General features: G+C 35.4%; 20 protein-coding genes. 9 read left to right on the top strand and 11 right to left on the bottom strand.

The features are described from left to right. Window positions 1–9: 9 nt before the first annotated feature. The 4 genes from V0410_RS19895 to V0410_RS19880 all read right to left on the bottom strand — a co-directional run bounded on the left by V0410_RS19895 (window position 10) and on the right by V0410_RS19880 (window position 2,698). Entirely contained in the window at window positions 10–978 is a 969-nt protein-coding gene (locus tag V0410_RS19895) for a sulfatase (RefSeq protein ID WP_330745356.1), read from the bottom strand. Window positions 979–1,004: 26 nt separating this feature from the next. Continuing rightward, a complete protein-coding gene (locus tag V0410_RS19890) occupies window positions 1,005–1,598 on the bottom strand; it encodes a sulfatase-like hydrolase/transferase (RefSeq protein WP_330745355.1) in 594 nt (197 codons plus the stop codon). Between the two features lie 428 nt (window positions 1,599–2,026). Further along, on the bottom strand, window positions 2,027–2,212 hold the full coding sequence (locus V0410_RS19885; protein WP_330745354.1) for a DUF6496 domain-containing protein: 186 nt from the start codon (window positions 2,210–2,212) through the stop codon (window positions 2,027–2,029). A 12-nt stretch (window positions 2,213–2,224) separates the two neighbouring features. Continuing rightward, the gene (locus tag V0410_RS19880) at window positions 2,225–2,698 is read right to left on the bottom strand and encodes a hypothetical protein (RefSeq protein WP_062675487.1); all 474 of its coding nucleotides are present in this window, start codon (window positions 2,696–2,698) and stop codon (window positions 2,225–2,227) included. Between the two features lie 120 nt (window positions 2,699–2,818). On the opposite strand from V0410_RS19880, the gene V0410_RS19875 reads away from it, so the two are divergent. Further along, on the top strand, window positions 2,819–4,948 hold the full coding sequence (locus V0410_RS19875) for a S9 family peptidase (RefSeq protein ID WP_330745353.1): 2,130 nt from the start codon (window positions 2,819–2,821) through the stop codon (window positions 4,946–4,948). Between the two features lie 55 nt (window positions 4,949–5,003). Here the strand turns inward: V0410_RS19875 and V0410_RS19870 are convergent, their stop codons facing one another. From V0410_RS19870 to V0410_RS19860, 3 genes are all read right to left on the bottom strand, one after another. Next, window positions 5,004–5,831: a GLPGLI family protein gene (locus tag V0410_RS19870; protein ID WP_330745352.1), complete on the bottom strand. Its 828-nt coding sequence runs from the start codon at window positions 5,829–5,831 to the stop codon at window positions 5,004–5,006. A 125-nt stretch (window positions 5,832–5,956) separates the two neighbouring features. Beyond that, window positions 5,957–6,754 carry a GLPGLI family protein gene (locus V0410_RS19865; protein ID WP_330745351.1) on the bottom strand — a complete coding sequence of 266 codons (798 nt, stop codon included), beginning with the start codon at window positions 6,752–6,754 and terminating at the stop codon, window positions 5,957–5,959. Window positions 6,755–6,925: 171 nt separating this feature from the next. Beyond that, window positions 6,926–7,099, bottom strand: coding sequence for a bacteriocin-like protein (locus V0410_RS19860; RefSeq protein WP_330745350.1), 174 nt, complete (start codon window positions 7,097–7,099; stop codon window positions 6,926–6,928). 265 nt (window positions 7,100–7,364) lie between these two features. Here V0410_RS19860 and V0410_RS19855 point away from each other — a divergent pair, with 265 nt between their 5' ends. From V0410_RS19855 to recG, 6 genes are all read left to right on the top strand, one after another. Beyond that, window positions 7,365–9,020: a peptide MFS transporter gene (locus V0410_RS19855; protein ID WP_110009539.1), complete on the top strand. Its 1,656-nt coding sequence runs from the start codon at window positions 7,365–7,367 to the stop codon at window positions 9,018–9,020. Between the two features lie 134 nt (window positions 9,021–9,154). After that, window positions 9,155–10,909 carry a peptide MFS transporter gene (locus tag V0410_RS19850; protein WP_227942289.1) on the top strand — a complete coding sequence of 585 codons (1,755 nt, stop codon included), beginning with the start codon at window positions 9,155–9,157 and terminating at the stop codon, window positions 10,907–10,909. Between the two features lie 57 nt (window positions 10,910–10,966). Next, a complete protein-coding gene (locus tag V0410_RS19845; protein ID WP_330745349.1) occupies window positions 10,967–11,959 on the top strand; it encodes a PDDEXK nuclease domain-containing protein in 993 nt (330 codons plus the stop codon). A 23-nt stretch (window positions 11,960–11,982) separates the two neighbouring features. Continuing rightward, a complete protein-coding gene (locus tag V0410_RS19840) occupies window positions 11,983–13,494 on the top strand; it encodes a peptide MFS transporter (RefSeq protein WP_330745348.1) in 1,512 nt (503 codons plus the stop codon). A 41-nt stretch (window positions 13,495–13,535) separates the two neighbouring features. Further along, on the top strand, window positions 13,536–14,069 hold the full coding sequence (locus V0410_RS19835) for a thioredoxin family protein (protein ID WP_330745347.1): 534 nt from the start codon (window positions 13,536–13,538) through the stop codon (window positions 14,067–14,069). A gap of 165 nt (window positions 14,070–14,234) precedes the next feature. Further along, complete coding sequence (gene recG, locus V0410_RS19830; protein ID WP_330745346.1) at window positions 14,235–16,322, top strand: ATP-dependent DNA helicase RecG; 2,088 nt, start codon at window positions 14,235–14,237, stop codon at window positions 16,320–16,322. Window positions 16,323–16,934: 612 nt separating this feature from the next. Here recG and V0410_RS19825 read toward each other — a convergent pair. The 4 genes from V0410_RS19825 to dapA form a co-directional block, all read right to left on the bottom strand. Next, window positions 16,935–17,381, bottom strand: a complete 447-nt coding sequence (locus V0410_RS19825) for a response regulator (protein WP_330745345.1) — start codon at window positions 17,379–17,381, stop codon at window positions 16,935–16,937. Further along, on the bottom strand, window positions 17,374–17,955 hold the full coding sequence (locus tag V0410_RS19820) for a helix-turn-helix domain-containing protein (protein WP_110009546.1): 582 nt from the start codon (window positions 17,953–17,955) through the stop codon (window positions 17,374–17,376). The genes V0410_RS19825 and V0410_RS19820 overlap by 8 nt, the downstream gene beginning before the upstream one ends. A gap of 292 nt (window positions 17,956–18,247) precedes the next feature. Next, a complete protein-coding gene (locus V0410_RS19815; protein WP_330745344.1) occupies window positions 18,248–18,751 on the bottom strand; it encodes a GNAT family N-acetyltransferase in 504 nt (167 codons plus the stop codon). A gap of 188 nt (window positions 18,752–18,939) precedes the next feature. Next, window positions 18,940–19,812 carry a 4-hydroxy-tetrahydrodipicolinate synthase gene (gene dapA, locus V0410_RS19810; RefSeq protein ID WP_227942296.1) on the bottom strand — a complete coding sequence of 291 codons (873 nt, stop codon included), beginning with the start codon at window positions 19,810–19,812 and terminating at the stop codon, window positions 18,940–18,942. Window positions 19,813–19,919: 107 nt separating this feature from the next. Here dapA and V0410_RS19805 point away from each other — a divergent pair, with 107 nt between their 5' ends. Continuing rightward, window positions 19,920–20,675 (top strand): 5'-nucleotidase C-terminal domain-containing protein, encoded by a 756-nt coding sequence (locus V0410_RS19805; RefSeq protein WP_330745343.1) that lies wholly within the window; start codon window positions 19,920–19,922, stop codon window positions 20,673–20,675. A 2-nt stretch (window positions 20,676–20,677) separates the two neighbouring features. Continuing rightward, a complete protein-coding gene (locus V0410_RS19800; protein WP_330745342.1) occupies window positions 20,678–21,628 on the top strand; it encodes a bifunctional metallophosphatase/5'-nucleotidase in 951 nt (316 codons plus the stop codon).

The following is a 21,628-nucleotide window of genomic DNA, read 5'->3' as shown; positions in this document are numbered from 1 at the left end:
ATTTTCTTTTTATTGATAAGACTTAGTTGTTATCAGCTTATTTCTCACTTCCTTCCATCCTTTTTTACGCTGTTCAGAAAGCTTGTCAAGGATATCTTTATTTTCGGGATACACTGCAATATTGAAATTTTCTTTCGGATCTGAGGTAAGATTATAAAGTTCCCGTGCCACAAGTTCTCCCGGCTTTTGGGTTACTTTATCCCAGTAGTACCACTCTATCAGGTGATAATTTTTAGTCACCATTGAATATCCCATGTAATTTTTTTTGTTAAGGTCTATCCCTTCTCCTTCCGGACGCAGAAACTGGCTGAATACGGCTCCTTTCCATTCCACGCTATTTTCATTCAGAAGTTTTTTAAAGCTCGTTCCTTGCAGATAAGCAGGAGTTTCTATTCCTGCAAGATCACAGAGGGTAGGATAAAGATCTACCATCTCTACCAGTTCATTGCTTTTACTTCCCGGATTTTTCATTCCAGGTGCATATACAATAAGAGGAACACGGGTATCATTTAAATAATTAGTCTGCTTTCCCCAGGCGTTATGCTCCCCCAGTTTCCAGCCATGATCGCCCCATAATACAATAATGGTATTGTCCATTAATTTTTGTTTTTCAAGCTCATCTACAAGTCTTCCGATACAGGCATCCACGTAGCTTACAGAAGCATAATACCCATGTTTGAGCATTCTGGCTTCTTTTTCAGGCATCCTGAAGTAGGCAGGATGTTTTACGTATTCCAGGTCATAGCAAGCAGTCATCTCTCTTTGGTTATACATGGCCATACTTGGTGCGTTGAACGGAATAAAGCTGTTATCCGCTATTGGTATTTCCATAGGATTATAAAGATCCCAGTATTTTTTGGGAGCTACAAAGGGTAAATGCGGCCTGAAGTACCCCAATGCCAGGAAGAAAGGTTTCCTTTTATTTTTAATACGATTGATCGTCTCAATGGCAAGCGATGTCTGAGCTCCGTCATACAATGAATCATCTGGGCAGTTTGCGGCTTCTACAGAACGTCCATATGCCCAGCCGTTACATATCTTTTAGGATCTTTGGCCAATCTTTCCAATCTTTTGGCAGCAAGCTCAGTTTTAAGTTCACCACTGAAATAAAAAGATTCGGGATCCCTGTCTATCATATTTTTAACAGCATATCCGTCAGGACGGAGATCCGGTTCCCGGAAAGAGATGGAATCAGGCATATGATTATGAAAAATCTTTCCGATAGATACTGTATGATAATTGAATTTTTCAAACTGCTGTGGAATTGTGACGACATCAGGATGTATTTTACGAAATTCTTCTCCCAGCACCCACACTTTGGTGGAATCCGGCCTTAAACCTGTTAAGGCACTTGCTCTTGAAGGAGCACAAACAGCCACCTGACAATAGGCATTGGTGAATGTTGTACCTCTTTGTGCCAGCTTATCAATATTAGGTGTTTTAATAATTGAATTACCATAAACTCCCAGTTCCGGTCTCAGGTCATCAACGACAATAAAAATTACATTGAGTTTGGATTTTTTTGGGGATTGTCCTGCAATTACAGTAAATGATAAAATCAAAATATAAACTGATTTTAAAGTTGAAACTCTGACCATATCAATTGGTTTTTAAAATCAGCCTTGTAAGAATGTGAGTTGCATTACAACATTAAAGAAAAGATCCCCAAGGCTGTTATTGATTAATATTGAAAAAAGAAAAACTTTAAACATCCACGAAACATTAAGAATTCTTTTTCATCATTCGTGTTTTGTTTGAAATAAGATCTAATAAGTTATGAATGTGATGCGAATTTGCAACAAAAAAGCACAAACTCTTGCAAAGTAAGCTACATCACAAATACACCAAATATACAAATCACACATTTACAGCATTTTACAAACAACAGAATCAAGACATAAAAAAATTACGGTTTAGAAAAGCAAATCACTTGATTTTCATAGACTCCATTTATCTCACTTCATCTCGAAATTCCGAATCAGATAAAAAAAATCCGGAAAGTTGATCTTTCCGGATGATGAATTACTTATTTTTTCTTTTTCGATGGTACTTTCATACCTTTTTCCCGCGCTTCAGAAATACCGATGGCTACGGCTTGTTTTCTGCTTGTCACTTTCTTTCCGGAAGAAGACTTTAATTTCCCTTCCTTGAATTCGTGCATTACTTTTCCTACTTTGTCCTGAGCTTTTTCTGAATATTTAGTCTTGCTCATGATCAGATTTTTTTAAGATTTTGGCAGGGATACCCCTAATTCATAAACACAGGCATGTTTCAAATATTTTGAACGCTCTCTCGATGTTACCGATTCAAAATGATCATTTTTGATCACAATAATCGGGTCTTCCGCATTTTCAATCTCAAAATTGGCTAAATATCTTTCATCCGGTGGAGATTGTTGCAGTTTTGCTTTTATTTTCTGCAGCTCATCTGCATATTTTCTAAATCCCGGATCTGAGGAATGGATAAATTTATACTCATCGCCTGCATACACATAGTAATGAATTTTTTTCTCTATCAACCCCGCCTCATCAGTAATTTCGGGATTATCATTTCCGTCTCTAAAAACTACTTCCACCAATGTTCCTCCTTTTTTATGAGCACATTCTTCAGCGTCTTTAAAACTGGAAAAACCTGTATAAACAATCTGATCGTTTAATACATAACGGTTCAGTTTCTGGTTGTATGCATTCGTTTCCATAATTATTATTTGATTTGATTATAAGGTATGATATTCAATTTTTTTGCCAAAAAGCTTATTTGAAAAGCTTTTTTATACATTTAATAAAATTATTATCTTTGAAATCCATTACTATTAGAAATGAAAAAATTACTCTTAACTCTTACTGTTGCGGCGGTATTCCAAAATGTGTCAGCACAGGAAATCACTTTAGATAAAATATATTCAGGATATTACCGTGGAAAGGGGATCGCAGGGATCACTTCCATGAAAAACGGAGAAAATTACCTGGTCATTGAACCGTCAGGCATTGCCAAATATTCTTACAAAACTTCACAAAAAGAAGGGAATCTTGTAGATGGAAAATTTGAAAGTTATATCTTTTCTGATGATGAATCTAAAATTCTTTTACAGACAGGAAGCCAGCCTATTTACAGACATTCTTTTCTGGGGAAATTTGATGTTAAAGATTTAAAATCCGGGAAAGTAATCAGCCTGAATGAAGGAAAACCTGTTCAGGAGCCTTCATTTTCACCGGACGCTACGAAAGTGGCTTTTATTTCTGACAATAATCTTTTCTATCAGGATCTCAATTCAGGAAAAATCACACAGATTACAACGGATGGTAAAAAGAATTCAATCCTGAACGGTTTGGCAGACTGGGTATATGAGGAAGAATTCGGGCATGCAAAACAATATGAATGGACAAAAAATTCTGATGCTATCGTATTTGTAAAGTCTGATGAAAGCCAGGTTCCGGAAATCTATATTCCTATCTATGGAAAAACGCTTTATCCTACAGAAATGCGTTATAAATATCCAAAAGCAGGTGAGAAAAACTCTTTAGTTTCAGCACAGCTATACCGTCTTGATAACGGGAAAACAATGCAGCTGAACCTGGGTTCCTTCAAAAATTATTACATCCCGAATGTATTTCAGACCGCAAAGCCGGACGAAATGGTTCTGATCACTTCTGAAAGGATACAAAATGCTTCTGATATTTTAAAAGTGAACACAAAAACCGGCGCAGTTCAGAAGTTGTTTACAGAAACAGATGAAAAATGGGTGGATACAGACAGCCCTACTCTTGAATTCCTTGAGGATGATTCATTCCTTTGGGCTTCTGAGAGAGATGGAAACCGACACCTTTACTGGTATGACAAAGACGGAAAACTAAAAAAACAAATTACTAAAGGAAACTGGGAGGTAACCGATTACTATGGGTTTAATCCAAAGTCCAAAGAAATTTATGTTCAGACTACCGAAAAAGGAAGTATCAATAAAGTTATTTCCAAAGTCAATATTGAAAACGGAAAAACCCAGCTGATCTCCAATGCAGAAGGAAACAACTCTGCAAACTTCAGCAAAAACTATAATTATTTCATTGAAACATCTTCTACAGCAGCTAAACCTCATACCTATGTTTTAAAAGACGGTAACGGGAAAGCAGTAAAAGAGCTTCAGAACAACAATGACCAGTTGCAGAAACTAAAAGCTGATAATTTTGTTGAAAAAGAATTCATTACCATTCCAAATGCAGTAGGTGACCAGATGAATGCCTGGATTATGAAGCCTAAAAATTTCGATCCAAATAAGAAATATCCTCTGTTTATGTTCCAGTATTCGGGCCCGGGATCTCAGCAGGTAGCCAACTCATGGGATAACGGAAATGCTATTTGGTTCAATCACCTTGTACAAAAAGGATATATTGTTGCTTGTGTAGACGGCCGTGGAACGGGTTATAAAGGAGCAAAATATAAGAAAGTAACTTATATGAATTTAGGAAAATATGAGATTGAAGATCAGATCACAGCAGCTAAGTGGTTTGGAAACCAATCTTATATTGATAAAAGCAGAATCGGAATGTTCGGATGGAGCTTTGGTGGTTATATGACCAGTTTAGCCATGACGAAAGGAGCTGATGTCTTCAAAGTAGGAATTGCTGTAGCACCGGTAACCAACTGGAGATATTATGACTCTGTGTATACAGAAAGATTTATGAGAACACCTCAGGAAAACCCTGATGGATATGATAAAAATTCTCCTACGGAATACGCTAACTTATTAAAGGGCAAATTCTTATTAATCCACGGAACGGCTGATGATAACGTTCATTTCCAGAATTCTATGGAATTTTCAGAAGCTTTGATTCAAAACAAAAAACAGTTTGATTTCATGGCTTATCCTGATAAAAACCACGGAATTTACGGTGGACAGACAAGACCTCAGCTATACCAGAAAATGACGGATTTCATCCTGAATAATCTATAATATTCAATTTATAACTCATAAAAAATACCTTTCAGAAATTCTGAAAGGTATTTTTTTATTGAGGATATTTCACCGCTTTATCCAGTTCTATAGGGTTATTAAATGCTTTTAATTTTTTTCTTTCGTTGGCTTCTGCGGGTTTCAGCTGTTCTTTGGAGAGAACTGTTCCATCATCCAGCAGTAACTTTTTTCCTTCAGGGATTGTAAGACTTCCATTAAAAGCGTATTTAAAGGGATTGGAATAGAGGTCCAACCTTAGTTTATTTAAATCCTTCTGTGTAACGGGAATCGCTCTGGAGATATAATTATTTAATGAATTACGTTGATAATCATCCGGAATCTTTTCACTCTTAATTACATTAAAATAATAATTCTTTTTTGTATCATACAATTCCATAATCAATCCCGGTAATCCGTTAAACTTATAAGGTCCGTAGGGCATTGGGATATCTTTAGTAAACCATGCGATCCAGTTTCTTCCTCCGAACTGTGTAGTAGCTTTTTGAAGCTGGAAATTACTGGAAACCTTTATACTGTCTGTAATATTCCAGTGTTGCTTCGTTTCCTCAGATAGTTTATAAAAATTCACATCTCCGATATATTCATAGTTTTGGTATATATTATCATCCTTCTTTTTTATTAAAAATGAAGTCAGTCTATTACCTTTAAACCCATAGTGCCCGGTAGCATTAAATATTGAATCATTAATATAATTCAGTCTGTTATAATAGGCTATATCCTCTTTTGTTATATCCAGATAATAATTTTCCCTGGTGATATCTTTTGAGGTTGAATCTTTCTTGTATTTCACCTCATAGATGAACCTGTTGTTCTGAGCAAACATCATGCATGTTCCCAGCAATATAAATAATAAGCTTTTCATAACAATTTAATTTTCGGATAATAATTCCGGGATAAAGAACTCCAGATCTGCTCTTTCATACTGAACCGGGTATTCCGTGTCATTGATAAAGATATTAATTAAAAGGATAAGTCATCGTTAATTGGTTAAGGATATTTTACCGCTCTATCCAATTCTATAGGATTACTCCCTCCTTTTATCTGATTCTGAATACTTTCTGTAATTTCTTTAAAACTTATATGAACAGGATTTCCATTAGCGTCGCCAATTTTTGTTTTAATATTTCTGATTTTTATTTCCGCCAATGGATCATTATAATAATCTATTTGTAATTTCTTATATGCATCCCAGCTTATTTCTTTTCCCTTTCTTAAATAGAACATATTATTTTTACCAGACTTTTTAATTTTAATAAGATTAAAATCAAAATCCTTTTGTTCATCTGAAAGTTTAATAATTAATCCCGGAAGCCCATAAAATATATAGGGTCCCTCTTGTATTGGACTTTTAGGATCAAACCAGGCAATCCAATTTCGCCCACCATACTGTGTTGTGGCTTTCTGGCATTCCACAGCATCAACTTTCATTGTATCAGATAGAACTTTCCAGTTTAACTGATCATTAATATTAATATAATATAAATCATACATAGCAGGGTGTGTGACACTTTTGTAAACTTTATTATTGATTAAGTTTTTGAATGAATATATATCTTCAAAAATAGGCTTACGACTATTCCAATACCCATTTTTTTGCATTAATGAGTCTGCTTCACGTGCTTTTCCTGATCTGAAAACAGATTGCTTACCCAAAACATCCAGATAGTAATATTCTTGTTTTACATCTTTTTTTTGAGTTCTGAAGGTGAGCTCATATATAAAAGTAATATTCTGTCCAGCTAAAATATTCGATATGAGTAATAAGATAAAAAGTGATGATTTCATGAGGATATAAACCGTATTCAGTATTAAAAAATAAAGAAAAAGAGGCTGTCTCAAAAGGTAAATTAACGCTCTGAGAATTTCCTAAATGACAAAAGTTGTCAGGCAGGAGTCCGAGAAAGGGGGTACTTTTGAGACAGCCTCTTTAATGACCTGTCATTCAAGTTAACATCATTACATACAAGCATTATGAGATTCAACCACCTCGCCATTCTGTACCGTATACCAAAAGCCACACTCTAATCCATATTGTGCACATACATCATTAGCTCCCGGCTGACAAAAATCTTTGAAACCTCCTTGGACACTTTTTAATTCTTCTCTCGAAATTTTTTTTAATTTTTTCATAATAAATGTTTTTTTAATTACGTGTCACTATTGACAGTTCGAAACTAGAAAACAAATATCACTTTATAGAGAAATAATTTTGTATATTATGTGTACAACCTCTATTTACATTATTTACAGTCTGTGTACAAGTTAAATCCAGCAATATAAATCTCCCTTTACACTTAAAATTTTATATTTATTTCATTAATCATTTACGTGGGTATTATTTATTTTATCAATTAAAATTAAAAAGCTATTTTTGGGAAATTTGAAAATTGATTATATGAAGACTAAACATCCTAAAGGGCTGCCCTATCTCTTTTTTACAGAAATGTGGGAGCGTTTCGGGTATTACCTGATTCTTGGAATCTTTGTTCTCTATGTTATTGAGCCTACAGGCATGAAAGGCGGACTTGGACTTCCGGATAAAACTGCTGATGACATTTTCGGAACTTATATTGCTTTAACTTATCTGACACCCTTTATTGGAGGATTCCTGGCAGACAGAGTGTTAGGATATATTAAATCTATTTATCTTGGAGGTTTTTTAATGGCTGCAGGATATATAGGAATGGGAGTTTTTAAAGATCTACCCCTGTTTTATACCTCTCTGGCATTAATTATTATCGGAAACGGTTTCTTTAAGCCTACTATTTCCACATTATTAGGAAATCTTTATTCAGAAGAACCTTATAAAGCTAATAAAGACTCCGGATATAATATTTTCTATATGGGAATCAATATCGGGGCATTTATCTGTAACATTATTGCTGCTTTCATGCGTAATAAATTCGGTTGGGGTGAAGCTTTCATCACTGCGGGTGTAGGAATGCTTATCGGAATGGTTATTTTTACCATCGGAAGAAAGCATTACATTCATGCTGCACAGATGAAACCTGTACAGGAAGGAGATACCAAGCTTTCAGAAATTCTGATCAAAGTATTTGTTCCTGCTATCGTTGCCGGAGCAATAGGTTGGTTTATTCCTGGAAATATTTTCGGAAGTGACAGTACGGATGCCTTTATTTTCGCCTGTGTACCCGTTATTTATTTCTATGCATCCCTTTATTTTAAGGCTAAACCTGATGAAAAAGCCTCTATCGGAGCATTACTTTCTGTATTCCTGATCAGTATGTTCTTCTGGGCGGTCTTCAAACAAAACGGTACAGCATTGACAAGATGGGCTAATTATTACACGGACAGAAGTGTTCCGGCTTCTCTTGAAAAGCCTCTGGAAGGTATCTATATGGTGGATGGTAAGAGTTATGAAGACAAAGAAACTCCTGTTTATGATAACCAGTTCCGTTCTCAGAAAGATGATAATGGGGAGACTAAAAAGGAAATGGGAAAAGATGTATACTTTAAAAACATATCCCCAGAGCAGCGTGCTGCTCTTGAGAAAAACCCTGAAAACAAAGTTTATCTATACAATACAGAACTGTTTCAGTCTATCAATCCGTTCTGGGTTATTGCGTTAACTCCTGTTATTGTAGGATTCTGGGCATTGTTGAGAAGAAAAGGAAAAGAACCATTAACGCCTACCAAGATTGTTTTAGGTTTATTTATTTCAGGACTTTCCTGCCTTGTCATGGTTTTAGCCGTAATGGCCGGAGACAATGGCGCTGTAAAAGTATCTCCTCTATGGCTGGTTGCCAGCTACGGAGTCATTACTATCGGGGAGCTATGCCTTTCTCCAATGGGACTTTCTTTTGTATCTAAACTTTCGCCTGCAAGGATTACAGCATTGATGATGGGTGGATTTTTCCTGGCTAACTCAGTTGGAAATAAGCTTTCAGGAATTCTTGCAAGTACATGGTACAATTATGAAAACAAAACGAATTATTTCCTTGTTAACTTCGCTTTGTTAATATTTGCTACACTTTTAGGTCTTTCTATGTTAAAAAGACTGAATAAGATTATGACAGAAAAAGGGCATTAAAATGCTCAATATGATAAAGATAACTAAGCTGCGGAATAGTCCCGCAGCTTTTTTATTTAAAAATAAAATTAAAACCTTGCCAAAAACCCAAAATAAACTATATTTGTCAGTCTTAACAAAAATTAACAATAGAAATGGATAATATTGAAGCATTGAGTCCGAAACCGGATGAATTTGTAGAGAATAAGAATTCCAGGCATCCTAAAGGATTATGGGTTCTTTTCGGAACAGAAATGTGGGAGCGTTTCAACTTTTATGGAATGAGAGCTCTTTTGACGCTCTTCATGGTAAATTCCTTATTGATAAAAGAAGCTGATGCAGCGATCATCTATGGTGGATTTCTAGCTTTATGTTATTTAACCCCTCTTTTGGGAGGATTTATTGCTGATAAATATATCGGAAACAGATATGCAATCATCATTGGTGGATCGTTAATGGCTATCGGCCAGTTCTTATTATTCATCAGTGCCTCAACTTTTTCAGCGGATATTGGTAGTGCCAAACTTATCATGTGGCTGGCATTATTCGTGATCATTTTCGGTAACGGATTCTTCAAACCGAATATTTCTTCAATGGTGGGAAGCCTTTATCCAAAGCAGGAAAAATCTAAACTGGATTCTGCCTTCACGATTTTCTACATGGGGATCAACATCGGGGCTTTCCTTGGTCAGTTCATCTGTCCATACGTAGGAGACGTAAAAGATGCAGCAACAGGAGTAAGAGATATTTTCGCTTTCAAATGGGGATTCCTGGCAGCTTCTATCGCAATGGTTATCGGAACGGTAACATTCTTTATCCTTAAAAACAAATATGTAGTAACTCCGGAAGGAAGACCTATCGGAGGATTACCGAAAAACAATACAAGTGCTGACTTTGAAGAAGGAGAGACGCAGACTGCTAAATTCTCTGGCCAGGCTTTAGGAATCACTGGTGGAATATTTGTAGTTTTATTCTTCCTTTTCAGATATCTTCTTGTAGGTGAGTTTGGATTCAATTCTGTAGAAATGGGGCAATTGATTAAAGGAATTATTTATCCATTCATCTATTCAGCTGGTATTTCTCTTGCCTTCTTAATTATGTCTTCTGCAGAAAATAAGGTGGAAAGACAGAGAATCTGGGTAATTTATATCGTATCATTCTTTATTATTTTCTTCTGGGCTGCGTTCGAACAGGCAGGATCTTCATTAACATTTATTGCAGATAACCAAACAGACAGAAACATTTTAGGATGGAATATGCCGCCTTCAATGGTTCAGATCTTCAACGGAATCTTCGTTGTTATTCTGGCAGTTCCTTTCAGTTTAATCTGGGATAAATTAAGAGCTAAAGGCAAAGAACCGGTATCTCCGTTCAAACAGGCAATGGGATTAGCTTTGATTGCTCTTTCTTATTTCATCATTGCACATAATGTAAAAGATCTTGGAAACTCAGGTTTATTAGCCATCAAATGGTTAATGTTACTATACTTCATCCAGACATGTGGTGAGCTTTGTCTTTCTCCGATTGGTTTATCATTGGTTGGTAAGCTGGCTCCGAAAAGATTTGCTTCATTACTATATGGTGTTTTCTTCATTTCTAACGCTGCCGGTTATGCATTGGCAGGTTCATTAGGAGCACTTATCCCTGCAACAGGTGATAAATTCAAAAAAGCTCAAGAAATGGGTGTTAATTTACAGGATGTTTTGGATAAAAAAGTAACCCTGACAGCTGATCAGGTTGCCGCTTTTGATAAAGCTCAGTTACCACTACACAACCCTACTTTTGTAGGATTTGAAATTCACAATCTATTCGAATTCTTCATGGTATTCGTAGTACTTTGTGGGATTGCTTCTGTAATTTTAGGATTAATTTCACCTATCTTAAAGAAAATGATGCATGGGGTAAACTAATGTATCAACAAAATATCATAAAACCTCTGCCAAGTCAGAGGTTTTTTTTATTTTCGTATGATGGAAATTTCCGAAGATTCTTTATTCCAATCCGTAAAGGAAATCATTAGGCAGTCGCGCGAAAAAGTGTTTCGTATAGCGAATTCTACTCTACTGCTCACTTACTGGCAGATTGGAAAATTGATTGTTGAAGATGAACAACAAGGAAAAGAACGCGCAGAATACGGAAAATATACGCTGAAAAAACTTTCTCAGAAACTTACCTTAGAATTTGGAAAAGGATTTGATGAAAGTAACTTAAGAAACATGCGCTCTTTTTATCATGCATTTCCAATATGTGACGCATTGCGTCACGAATTGAGCTGGACCCATTACAGATTACTGATAAGGCTTGACAATGCTGATAAAATGAATTACTATCTCAATGAATCCGTTCAAAATAACTGGAATTACAGAGATCTTAAAAGACAAATCAATTCGCTTGCTTACGAAAGGGTCTTGGAACATAAAAAATCTTCTCCGGAAACTATTCACAGTGTTTTAAAAGATCCTTATATTTTTGAATTCCTTGGATTAAAAGCTGATGAACAATTTTCTGAAAAAGAAATTGAAACAGCCATTATTGACCATATTCAAAAGTTTTTGCTTGAATTTGGGAAAGGATTCGCTTTTGTAGCCAGACAACAACATATTTCAACAGATACATCGGATTTTTATATCGACCTTGTCTTCTATAATTACATCTTAAAATGCTTTGTCATTATTGATTTAAAAACAGGAGAACTTTCTCATCAGGATATCGGACAGATTGATATGTATGTAAGAATGTATGATGATCTGAAACGCGGTGAAGGTGATAATCCAACCATCGGAATTTTATTATGTTCAGAAAAGGATGAGACCATTGTAAAATATTCCGTTTTGAATGATAAAAACAATTTATTTGCCAGCAAATACCTGCTGTACCTCCCAAAAGAAGAAGAATTAAAACAAATTATTGACCAGGACAAAATCCGTTTTGAACTGGATCAGAAAGATAAAAACCCTTAATTAGAACTTAATCATATATCATTATGAGCTTAACTTTAGATGAAATACAAAATTTCAAAGGAAAGTATCCCAGACAAATCTGGAGCCTGTTTTTCTCTGAAATGTGGGAACGTTTCTGTTTCTACGGAATGCGCGGAATGCTGGTCTTCTTCATGATCTCACAGCTTAATTTCCATGAAAAAGAAGCCAACCTTCAATACGGTGCCACTCAGGCCTTTGTATATGCCTTTACCTTTGTAGGAGGTCTTTTTGCTGATAAAATTTTAGGATTCCGAAAGTCTCTTTTCTGGGGCGGTCTCCTGATGATCGTAGGAAGTTTAATCTTGGCTACCGATCCCCATAAATTCTTTTTCTTAGGAATAGCTTTTACCGTAGTAGGAACAGGTTTCTTCAAACCTAATATTTCATCTATGGTAGGACAGCTTTACAAACCTAATGATTCAAGAGCAGATGCCGGATTCTCACTTTTTTATGCAGGAATTAATCTCGGAGCATTGCTAGGGGGTTATTTATGTATTGCCATTGGTAAAGGAGAATTCTTAAGCAACATTATTGCAGAAGAAATGAGGTGGCATATTGCTTTTGGTCTTGCCGCAATAGTAATGGTTGTAAGCTTAATTAATTTTGTATTTACACAGAGAACACTAGGAACTATCGGTTTACAGCCAGGACATCCTTTAGCAGAGGTAAAAGCAGCTCCAATTCCAAAATGGAAAGAATACGGAGTATATGTTTTGTCATTGGTTTTTGTACCCATCATCATGACCATGGTAGCCAAGACTGAGTATACAGATTATTTTATGTGGACCATCGGGCCTTTAACTTTGATCTATTTATTCTATGAAATGTCTAAAGTAACGGCTTCAGAGCGCAAAAAACTTTGGGCAGCTTTGGTTTTCATTATATTTTCAATCATATTCTGGGGAATCTATGAGCAAAGCGGAGGTTCTTTGAGCATTTTCGCAGCTAAAAACCTGAATAAAGATCTTTTTGGATTAGACCCAAATGGGGTGAATAACTCAGGAGGCGCTTTCTTCATTATTTTCCTTGCTCCATTGATCGGACTTCTATGGATCTGGCTGAACAAAAGAAAAATTGAACCCAACACGATTATCAAATTCGGATTAGGATTTATTTTCTTAGGATTAGGATATTATGTTTTATTTGCAACGCGCCTGTTCGCAGACCTTCAGGGAATCACTTCACTGAATTTCTTTACCCTGGCACTGCTTATCATTACACTCGGGGAATTATGCCTCTCTCCTATCGGATTATCCATTATGACGAAGCTTTCTACCAAGAATCTCCAGGGGATGATGATGGGAATGTGGTTCCTTGCATCAGCCTATGGACAGTACGTTGCCGGGATTATCGGGGCAAGTCTTGCTACTTCAAAAGAAGGTTCCACCAACTATGATGCTTTGATCACTTATACTGATGGATATAAACAATTGGGTTTGTATGCAGTAATTGCCGGAGTGGTATTAATTTTGATATCTCCGTACGTGAAAAAATTAATGCAGGATGTAAAATAAAAAATAAGTAATTATGCTTATTTTTACATAAATATCACAATATGAAGAAAATTTTAAGCATAGTTCTCTTACTTTTATTAAATTTTACTTTTGCACAGGTAAAATGGATGACCATCGAAGAAGCTTTAAAAGCTCAAAAAGAAAGTCCAAAAAAAATATTGATTGATTTCTATGCAGACTGGTGTGGTCCATGCAAAATCATGGATAAAAAAACATACGGCCACCCTGTACTGGCTCAGGTTTTAAATGAGAATTATTATCCTGTAAAGTTTAATGCGGAAGAAAAAAAGAGTATTGAAATTTTCGGAAGAACATTTTCCAATCCCAATACTGAACATAGAAAGGGAAAAAATTCTCTGCATGAGTTTACCCAATATATGAATGTAGGAGCCGTTCCAAGTACAGTATTTCTGGATGAGCATGGCGATCCCATCACCATTCTTCAGGGAGAATTGTCTGCCAAGGAACTGGAACCTTATCTGGAACTGATTTCCAAAGATTTGTTTAAAAAAATTAAGACCAGAGAGCAATGGGAGGATTACCAGAAAAAATTCAAATCTAAAATCAAAGATTAATTCAGAACTTTGAAACACCGATTTTCTGTTTCAATGCTAAAAAATTCATTATAGAGGCTTCCAATTTTTGGAAGTCTTTTTTATTTTACCGAAATTCGGACCTTTATTTTTATGATCCGAAATAAGAATCAAAAAGTTCGAAAAACAGTATCCTGAAACCTGACAATGAATCTCGAAACCTCCATAGAATATGTAAAAGGAATAGGTCCGGAAAGAGCCAAACTCATCAAAAGTGTGTTGGGCTTATCTACTGTAGAAGATATGTTGAATTTCTACCCTATCCGCTATCTGGACAAAAGTAAAATCTATACTGTTTCTCAGCTTAGAGAAGAGACCAGTCAGGAAATACAGCTGAAGGGAAGAATTACTCAGGTACAGGAAATTCAGACCGGGAAAACCAAAAGATTATCTGCAAAATTCAATGATGAAACCGGCAGTATGGATCTCGTTTGGTTTCAGTATTCCAAGTGGCTGAAAGAACAGCTTCCCATCAACAAGGAAGTTTATATTTTTGGAAAGATCAATGTTTTCAACCGTCAGTTTTCTATGCCGCATCCGGAAATTGAAGCGGAAGAGAAAAAAGAAGGCGACACCCGCCTTAAACCTATTTATCCAAGTTCTGAAAAACTAACCAAAAGAGGATTAAATCAACGATTTTTCCAGAATGCGTTAAGAAATATCTGCAAAGAAATTCCAAGTCTTATTGAAGAAAATTTCCCGGAATATCTGATGAAAACCTTTAAATTCATGTCCAGGCAACATGCTTTTCTGAATGTTCACTTTCCCAAAGATCAGGAACATTTCGATAAAGCGGATTACCGGCTGAAATTTGAAGAATCATTTTTCTTTCAGTTAGGATATGGTTTAAAGAAACTTCATCATAAAACACAATCCCACGGTAATCCTTTCCCGATTATTGGAGATCACTTCAATGATTTTTATGAAAACCATCTTCCTTTTGAGCTTACCAATGCACAAAAAAGAGTTTTAAAGGAAATTCGTATGGATATGAAAAGGCCGATCCAAATGAACAGGCTTTTACAGGGAGATGTAGGATCTGGAAAAACAATGGTTGCTCTTCTTACCATGCTAATCGCCATGGACAATGGATTTCAAAGCTGCCTGATGGCTCCAACGGAGATTCTTGCCCAGCAGCATTACAATGGCATCAAAGAGCTGTTGGAAAAAACAGGGATCAATATCCGTCTCCTCACAGGTTCTACCAAAGCGGCAGAAAGAAGAATTATCCATGAAGAACTGGAAAATGGTACACTTTCTATTTTAGTGGGAACCCATGCTGTTTTGGAAGATAAAGTTAAATTTAAAAATCTCGGATTGGCAATCATTGATGAGCAGCATAGATTCGGAGTGGCTCAAAGGGCTAAACTATGGGCTAAAAATAAGATTCCGCCTCATATTCTGGTGATGACAGCCACACCTATTCCGCGAACTCTCGCTATGAGTTTTTATTCTGATCTGGATGTTTCGGTGATTGATGAAATGCCGGTGGGAAGAAAGCCTATTATTACCGCTCACCGCCGGGAAAAAGACAGATTGTATGTCTATAACTTCTGTAAAGATGAAATTAAAAAGGGCAGGCAGATTTATTTTGTATATCCTTTGATTGAAGAATCTGAAACCCTGGATTATAAAAATCTGATGGAAGGTTTGGAGCATGTGATGGATTATTTTTCAGAGTATAATGTCACTATGCTTCACGGGAAAATGAAACCGGATGAAAAAGATGCTGCGATGGCTTATTTTGCATCGGGAAAAGCTGAAATAATGGTTGCAACAACGGTAATCGAAGTCGGAGTAAACGTTCCGAATGCTTCGGTAATGGTGATTGAGAGTTCTGAAAGATTCGGACTGTCACAGCTTCACCAGCTCAGAGGGCGTGTAGGAAGAGGAGCAGAACAGAGTTACTGTATCCTGATGACTTCCGATAAATTATCAAAAGAAAGCAGAACACGTATCAAAACAATGACTGAAACCAATGATGGTTTTAAAATTTCTGAAGTGGATATGCAGCTTCGCGGGCCCGGAGATATACTGGGCACCCAGCAAAGTGGTGTGGTAGATTTTAAAAGACTGGATCTTATCAATGACTCTGCAATCATCAAAACAACAAAAAATACGGTAGAAAGAATACTTGAAGCAGATCCTATGCTTTCAAGACCTGACAATCTGATCATCAAAAATTATTATATCAGATACTACAAAGGAAAAAATAAGTGGAGTAAAATATCATAAAAAAACCGCAGAAAAAATTTCCTGCGGCCCCCTTATAAAACTGTTATTTAGAAGAAATTACTTTTGGTGTGTCCAAAAAAAATTTATTTTAATAGTTCAGGTTTAATATTTTGTGATGTGGTGTGAAAATATTTATATAACAATATAATAATGAGCTAAAACCATTACTATTAAAATAAATTATAAAAAAACAAAATGAATTATTTTTTCCAACTTGCTTATTATAAAAACTAACTGTGTTTCGGTGGAGATGAGGGAATGAAACGAATAAAAATATCTCCAACTACTTATTGAGTTTTCATGATTGTACCGTTTTGTTTAAAGATCTTCTGTGCTTTATAATTGGAAAATTAGTATAATCCATTTTGTTTAACTAACATCGTGATTTATATAATTTTGTTCTTTAGAAACAATTACTTTTCATTCACCTGTATCTTCTACTATATAATCAAATTTGTGTCTCAGTTTACTTTTACAAATGTCCGTATATTAATTCAGATGCCTTTTATATTATTTTAATGATTAGTTATAAAATTTTCACCTATTTGTGAATAGTATGCAATAAATACGATTTTAAAATTATTAACATTAAATTAATAAATCCTTTATTCATCATACTTTCAGGATTAAATTATCTTTATTCAAACCCGAAGTATGATACTGCCAGTTGATGGTAATAACTTCCGTAAGTACCTTTCTGAGCTTCTCAAAACAATCCGGTTTTTTCATAAAAATATGAGCCCCTTTCACAAAAATTTCTTCTACTTCATGTTCCGGAATCGGATCAGAAAAAATAGCAGTCACCATATTGTTGAATTTTGAATTCGAACTGATATCTTCCAGGCATTCCATGCTCTCTTTTCCGGGAATCATATAATTTATAAAAACAAGTTCCGGAACTACGGCATCGTCATTATTCAGGTATTCCATCAGGCTGTTCCCGTTACTGAAACATTGAACTTTTATAGAGATTTTCAACTCTTTCAGAATTTTTTTAAAAAAAATCAAGGTGTTTTCATCGTTATCTGCTACTATTACGTTCAGAAATTCTTTATTCATACTGCATTTTAGGGTTTATTACCGTGCTTTGTACTCTTCTTCGCCTGCCAATAATTTTTTGAAACTGGGATGGAGTAATTCCTGTTGTATTTTTAAACTGGGTACTTAAATGCGCCACACTGGAATAGTTCAGCTTATGGGCAATTTCTGTAAGGCTTTGTTTGTTTCTTATGATAAGAGCCTTCGCATGCTCTATCTTCTGCAGAATAATAAAATTCTCAATAGAGGTAAAAGCAACTTCTGAAAACAGATTGGAAAGGTATCCATAGCTATGATTGAGTTTTTCAGAAATATAGATAGATGCTTTTACGGGTATAATTTCATCAGAAAAGACGAGCTCTACAATAGCATCTTTGATTTTCTGTACCAGCGCGTTTTTTTGGCTTTCTATGATCTCGATCCCATAATCTTCAAGATTTTTCTTAAAAAGATTGTGCTGTTCTTGCGTAAGGGGCTCATAGAATTCCACCTCACCGAAGTTCAGTAACCTGTACTTCAGCCCGTGTTCTTTAAGTTTCTCGTCCAATACCTTTTTACAAAGAGCATTGAAATCAAATTTAACATACATTTTCATCCTAGTATATATAAGCCATTTATGGAGTAAATATAATAATTTATTTCAAGTAAATGTGAAATAGATGTATATTTTTAATATTTTACTATAAATACGAAAAAACTCCTGTATTTTAGAATACAGGAATTTAAACACTAAGGATGAAAAAAATATACTGATAAAAAGCTTTTCAGCTCAAAACCAAGCATATGAATGTATTGTATAAGTGATTTGGTTCTGAAGCAAAGATGAATCAAAAAAAGAAATCACCTGTTATAGAATTACAGGATAAAGTTACAAAATTTTAAGTCATTTATCTGTGAATTAGATATTCCATTTGATAATCATCCATTACAAAACCGTTTCCAATATCTAAAACCATCTCATTATATACTTTGAAATCCTGGGATTCGTAGAATTTTCTGGCATTGTTTTCTTTGTTGACATTCAGGATAATTCTTGTGTCATTGCTTTCAGAAAGTTTCTTTTTCAGGAAATCAATGGCTCCTTTTCCGAAGCCTTTACCTTTACTTTCCGGGACCAGATAAATTCTGTGCAGTTTTGTAGTATCGGGTTCATAGCTATGTTCATAACCAATAAAGCCTTCGAAAGAACCATTATTGTCATCAAAAATTAAATAATAATGATAATTGGGGTTATCGAGATGTTTTAAGATTTCATCCTGAGAATACATCTCTCCCAGCATATAGTTGATCTGGTCATCTGAAATAATTCCCGCATATGCACTCTCCCACGATCTTCTTGCCAATTCCTGGATTAAAGGAATATCCTTTTCTTTCGCTTCTATTAATTTCATATTCTAAATTTTGTTTTTATTCTCACTTTCAAATGCAAAGTTGACAAAAATTTCCACTCCATATTTTTATACATCAAAGATGGAAATAAAAAAGGTGAAAGTAGATCACTTTCACCTTAATATGTTTATTATAATGTTAAAATGTTACCGGAAAATCATCTTTCGTTTCCCATAACGATATTCATTATTTAAATTTTGGTCATTTCAGCTTTAATTTTTGCATGAAGACCTTCTGAAGCTTTTACCAAAGGAAGTCTAAGATAATTTTTAATGATTCCTTTTTCAGCCAATATTACCTTAATACCGCAAGGGTTACCTTCAGCAAAAATCAGACGGGTAATATCTACCAGTTTGTTGTGAATTTCATAAGCTTCTTTTACTTTACCTTCGAAAGCCAGCTGTACCATAGTAGAGAATTCTTTGGGATACGCCTGTCCGATTACGGAAATTACTCCATCTCCTCCTGCAAGAGTTACCGGCAATGTATATTCATCATCTCCTGAAACTAAAGAAAATCCTTCAGGTTTCTTTCTCAGAATATCAAAATACTGAAGAATATTAGGAGAAGCTTCCTTAATCAGGAATAAGTTAGGAAATTCCTTTGCAAGACGAAGTGTAGTATCAGCTTCTACATTTTGCCCTGTTCTTGACGGAACATTATAAATAATAATATTTTTTCCTGTGGAAGCTAATGCCTTATAATGCTGATAAAGCCCTTCCTGGTTCGGTTTATTATAATATGGAGACACTGAAAGTACTGCTTCAAATGCAGAAAGATCTGCTTCTTCAATCTGTTTCTTGACTTCAAGAGTATTGTTGCCGCCAATTCCCAAAACCAAAGGAAGACGTTTATTATTCACCTTAATGATGTGCTCAATTACCTGTTTCTTCTCCTCTGCAGAAAGCGTTGCGGCTTCTGCCGTTGTTCCCAATACTACCAAATAATTGGTTCCGTTTTCGATATTGTACTCCACCAGTTTTGTTAAACTGTCGAAGTCTACGGATAAATCTTCATTAAAGGGCGTTACCAATGCAACACCTACTCCTTTTAAAATGCTCATCTGTTAGAATTATTTTTGCCAAATTTAATCATTTACGGTAAGAATTTGTAATAAATAATAATGTTTTATTATACATATAGTTATATTTGCATATACTAAAAGAGATTATGAAAAATAAATTCTTGTTATTAGGAATTGCCCTGGTGTCACTTACTGCATGCAAAACGGCTTCTGCGCCGCAGCTTGTGAATGTAAAGACCCAGAAAAATATTTCTATTAATAATGAGCTAAAGAATGATGAGGAGTTTGTAAAATTGATCGAACCTTATAAACAGAAACTGGATCAAGAAATGAACCAGAAGATTTCACATACCAATGTGGATCTTACCAAACAGGGCGATAACAGCAATCTGGGTAATCTTTTAGCTGACTATACGTTTGAAGGAGGTAATGAGTGGATCAAAACTCATCTTAAGCAAAATGTAGACGCTGCACTGATCAATATCGGAGGGATCCGTACCACTATCGGAAAGGGAGATATTTTACTTAAAAATGTATTTGAAGTAATGCCTTTCGAAAATGAAGTGGTGATTGTGAAAATGAAGGGAGCAGATTTACAGGGTCTTTTTGAGTATTATGCAAAAACGCAGGTCAACAATCCTGTTTCACATTTATATATTGAAACAAAAAACGGACAGGTAACCAAATCCTTAATCAACGGCAACACAGTAGATCCGGCTAAATATTATTATATTGCCACTTCAGATTATCTTGCGCTGGGCGGAGACAATATGAAATTCTTTGCTAAAGGAGAATCCATTGCAACAGGGATTAAAATGAGAGATATGTTTATCGATTATTTTAAAAAATCACCTGAAGTCGTGGTTAATTCGGATGTTCGTTTAAATTTTATCGGAAAGTAATAATGGATAGAAAAAGTTTTTTAAAAGCAATAGGAGGCGGATCTTTAGCAATGGCTTTAGCTCCCAATATTATGATGGCAGAGGAATTAAAAATTCTTAATTTAAAATCTGCAAATAAACTGACTATTCTTCATACCAATGATCAACATAGCAGAATAGAGCCTTTTGACGCGAGCTATACCAAAAATCCCAATCAGGGAGGTTTTGCAAGAAGGGCAAGCTTAATCCAACAGATCAGAAGCCAGGAAAGTAATGTTCTTCTTCTTGATTCCGGAGATATTTTCCAGGGAACTCCTTATTTTAATTTCTTCGGAGGAGAACTGGAGTTCAAATTAATGTCTATGATGAAATATGATGCCTCTACCATGGGAAATCATGATTTCGACAATGGACTTGATGGATTTTTAAAGGTGCTTCCTAATGCGAAGTTTCCATTTATCTGTTCCAATTATGATTTTAAAAATACGGTTCTTGACGGGAAAACTTCTCCCTACCAGATATTCAACAAAAATGGAATTAAAGTAGGGATTTTCGGGGTGGGGATCCAGCTGGATGGTCTTGTAGGTAAAAAACAGTACGGGGAAACCGTTTATTCCAACCCGGTTGATGTTGCACAGCATTATTCCAATTTCCTGAAAAAAGATCAGAAATGTGATCTGGTGATTTGTCTTTCGCACATCGGCTACGACTACAGAGACGAACCGGATAAAATAAGTGATAAAATTTTAGCGGCCAATACAGAAAATATTGATATTATCTTAGGAGGCCATACTCATACATTCTTACCGGAACCACAATCCTTTACCAACAGACTGGGCAAAAATGTCCTTGTCAATCAAGTAGGATGGGCTGGTCTTCTTTTAGGTAGGATCGATTTTTATTTTGATACAAACAAAAACGTACAGCATATTTCCTGGAACAATCAGGTGATAGATAGCAGCATAACCGCATAA

The sequence above is a fragment of the Chryseobacterium sp. CP-77 genome (genome assembly GCF_036362765.1).
Lineage (GTDB): Bacteria > Bacteroidota > Bacteroidia > Flavobacteriales > Weeksellaceae > Chryseobacterium > Chryseobacterium cupriresistens.
Note: the sequence above shows the minus strand (reverse complement) of the source record. Positions and strands in the feature narration are given on the sequence as shown.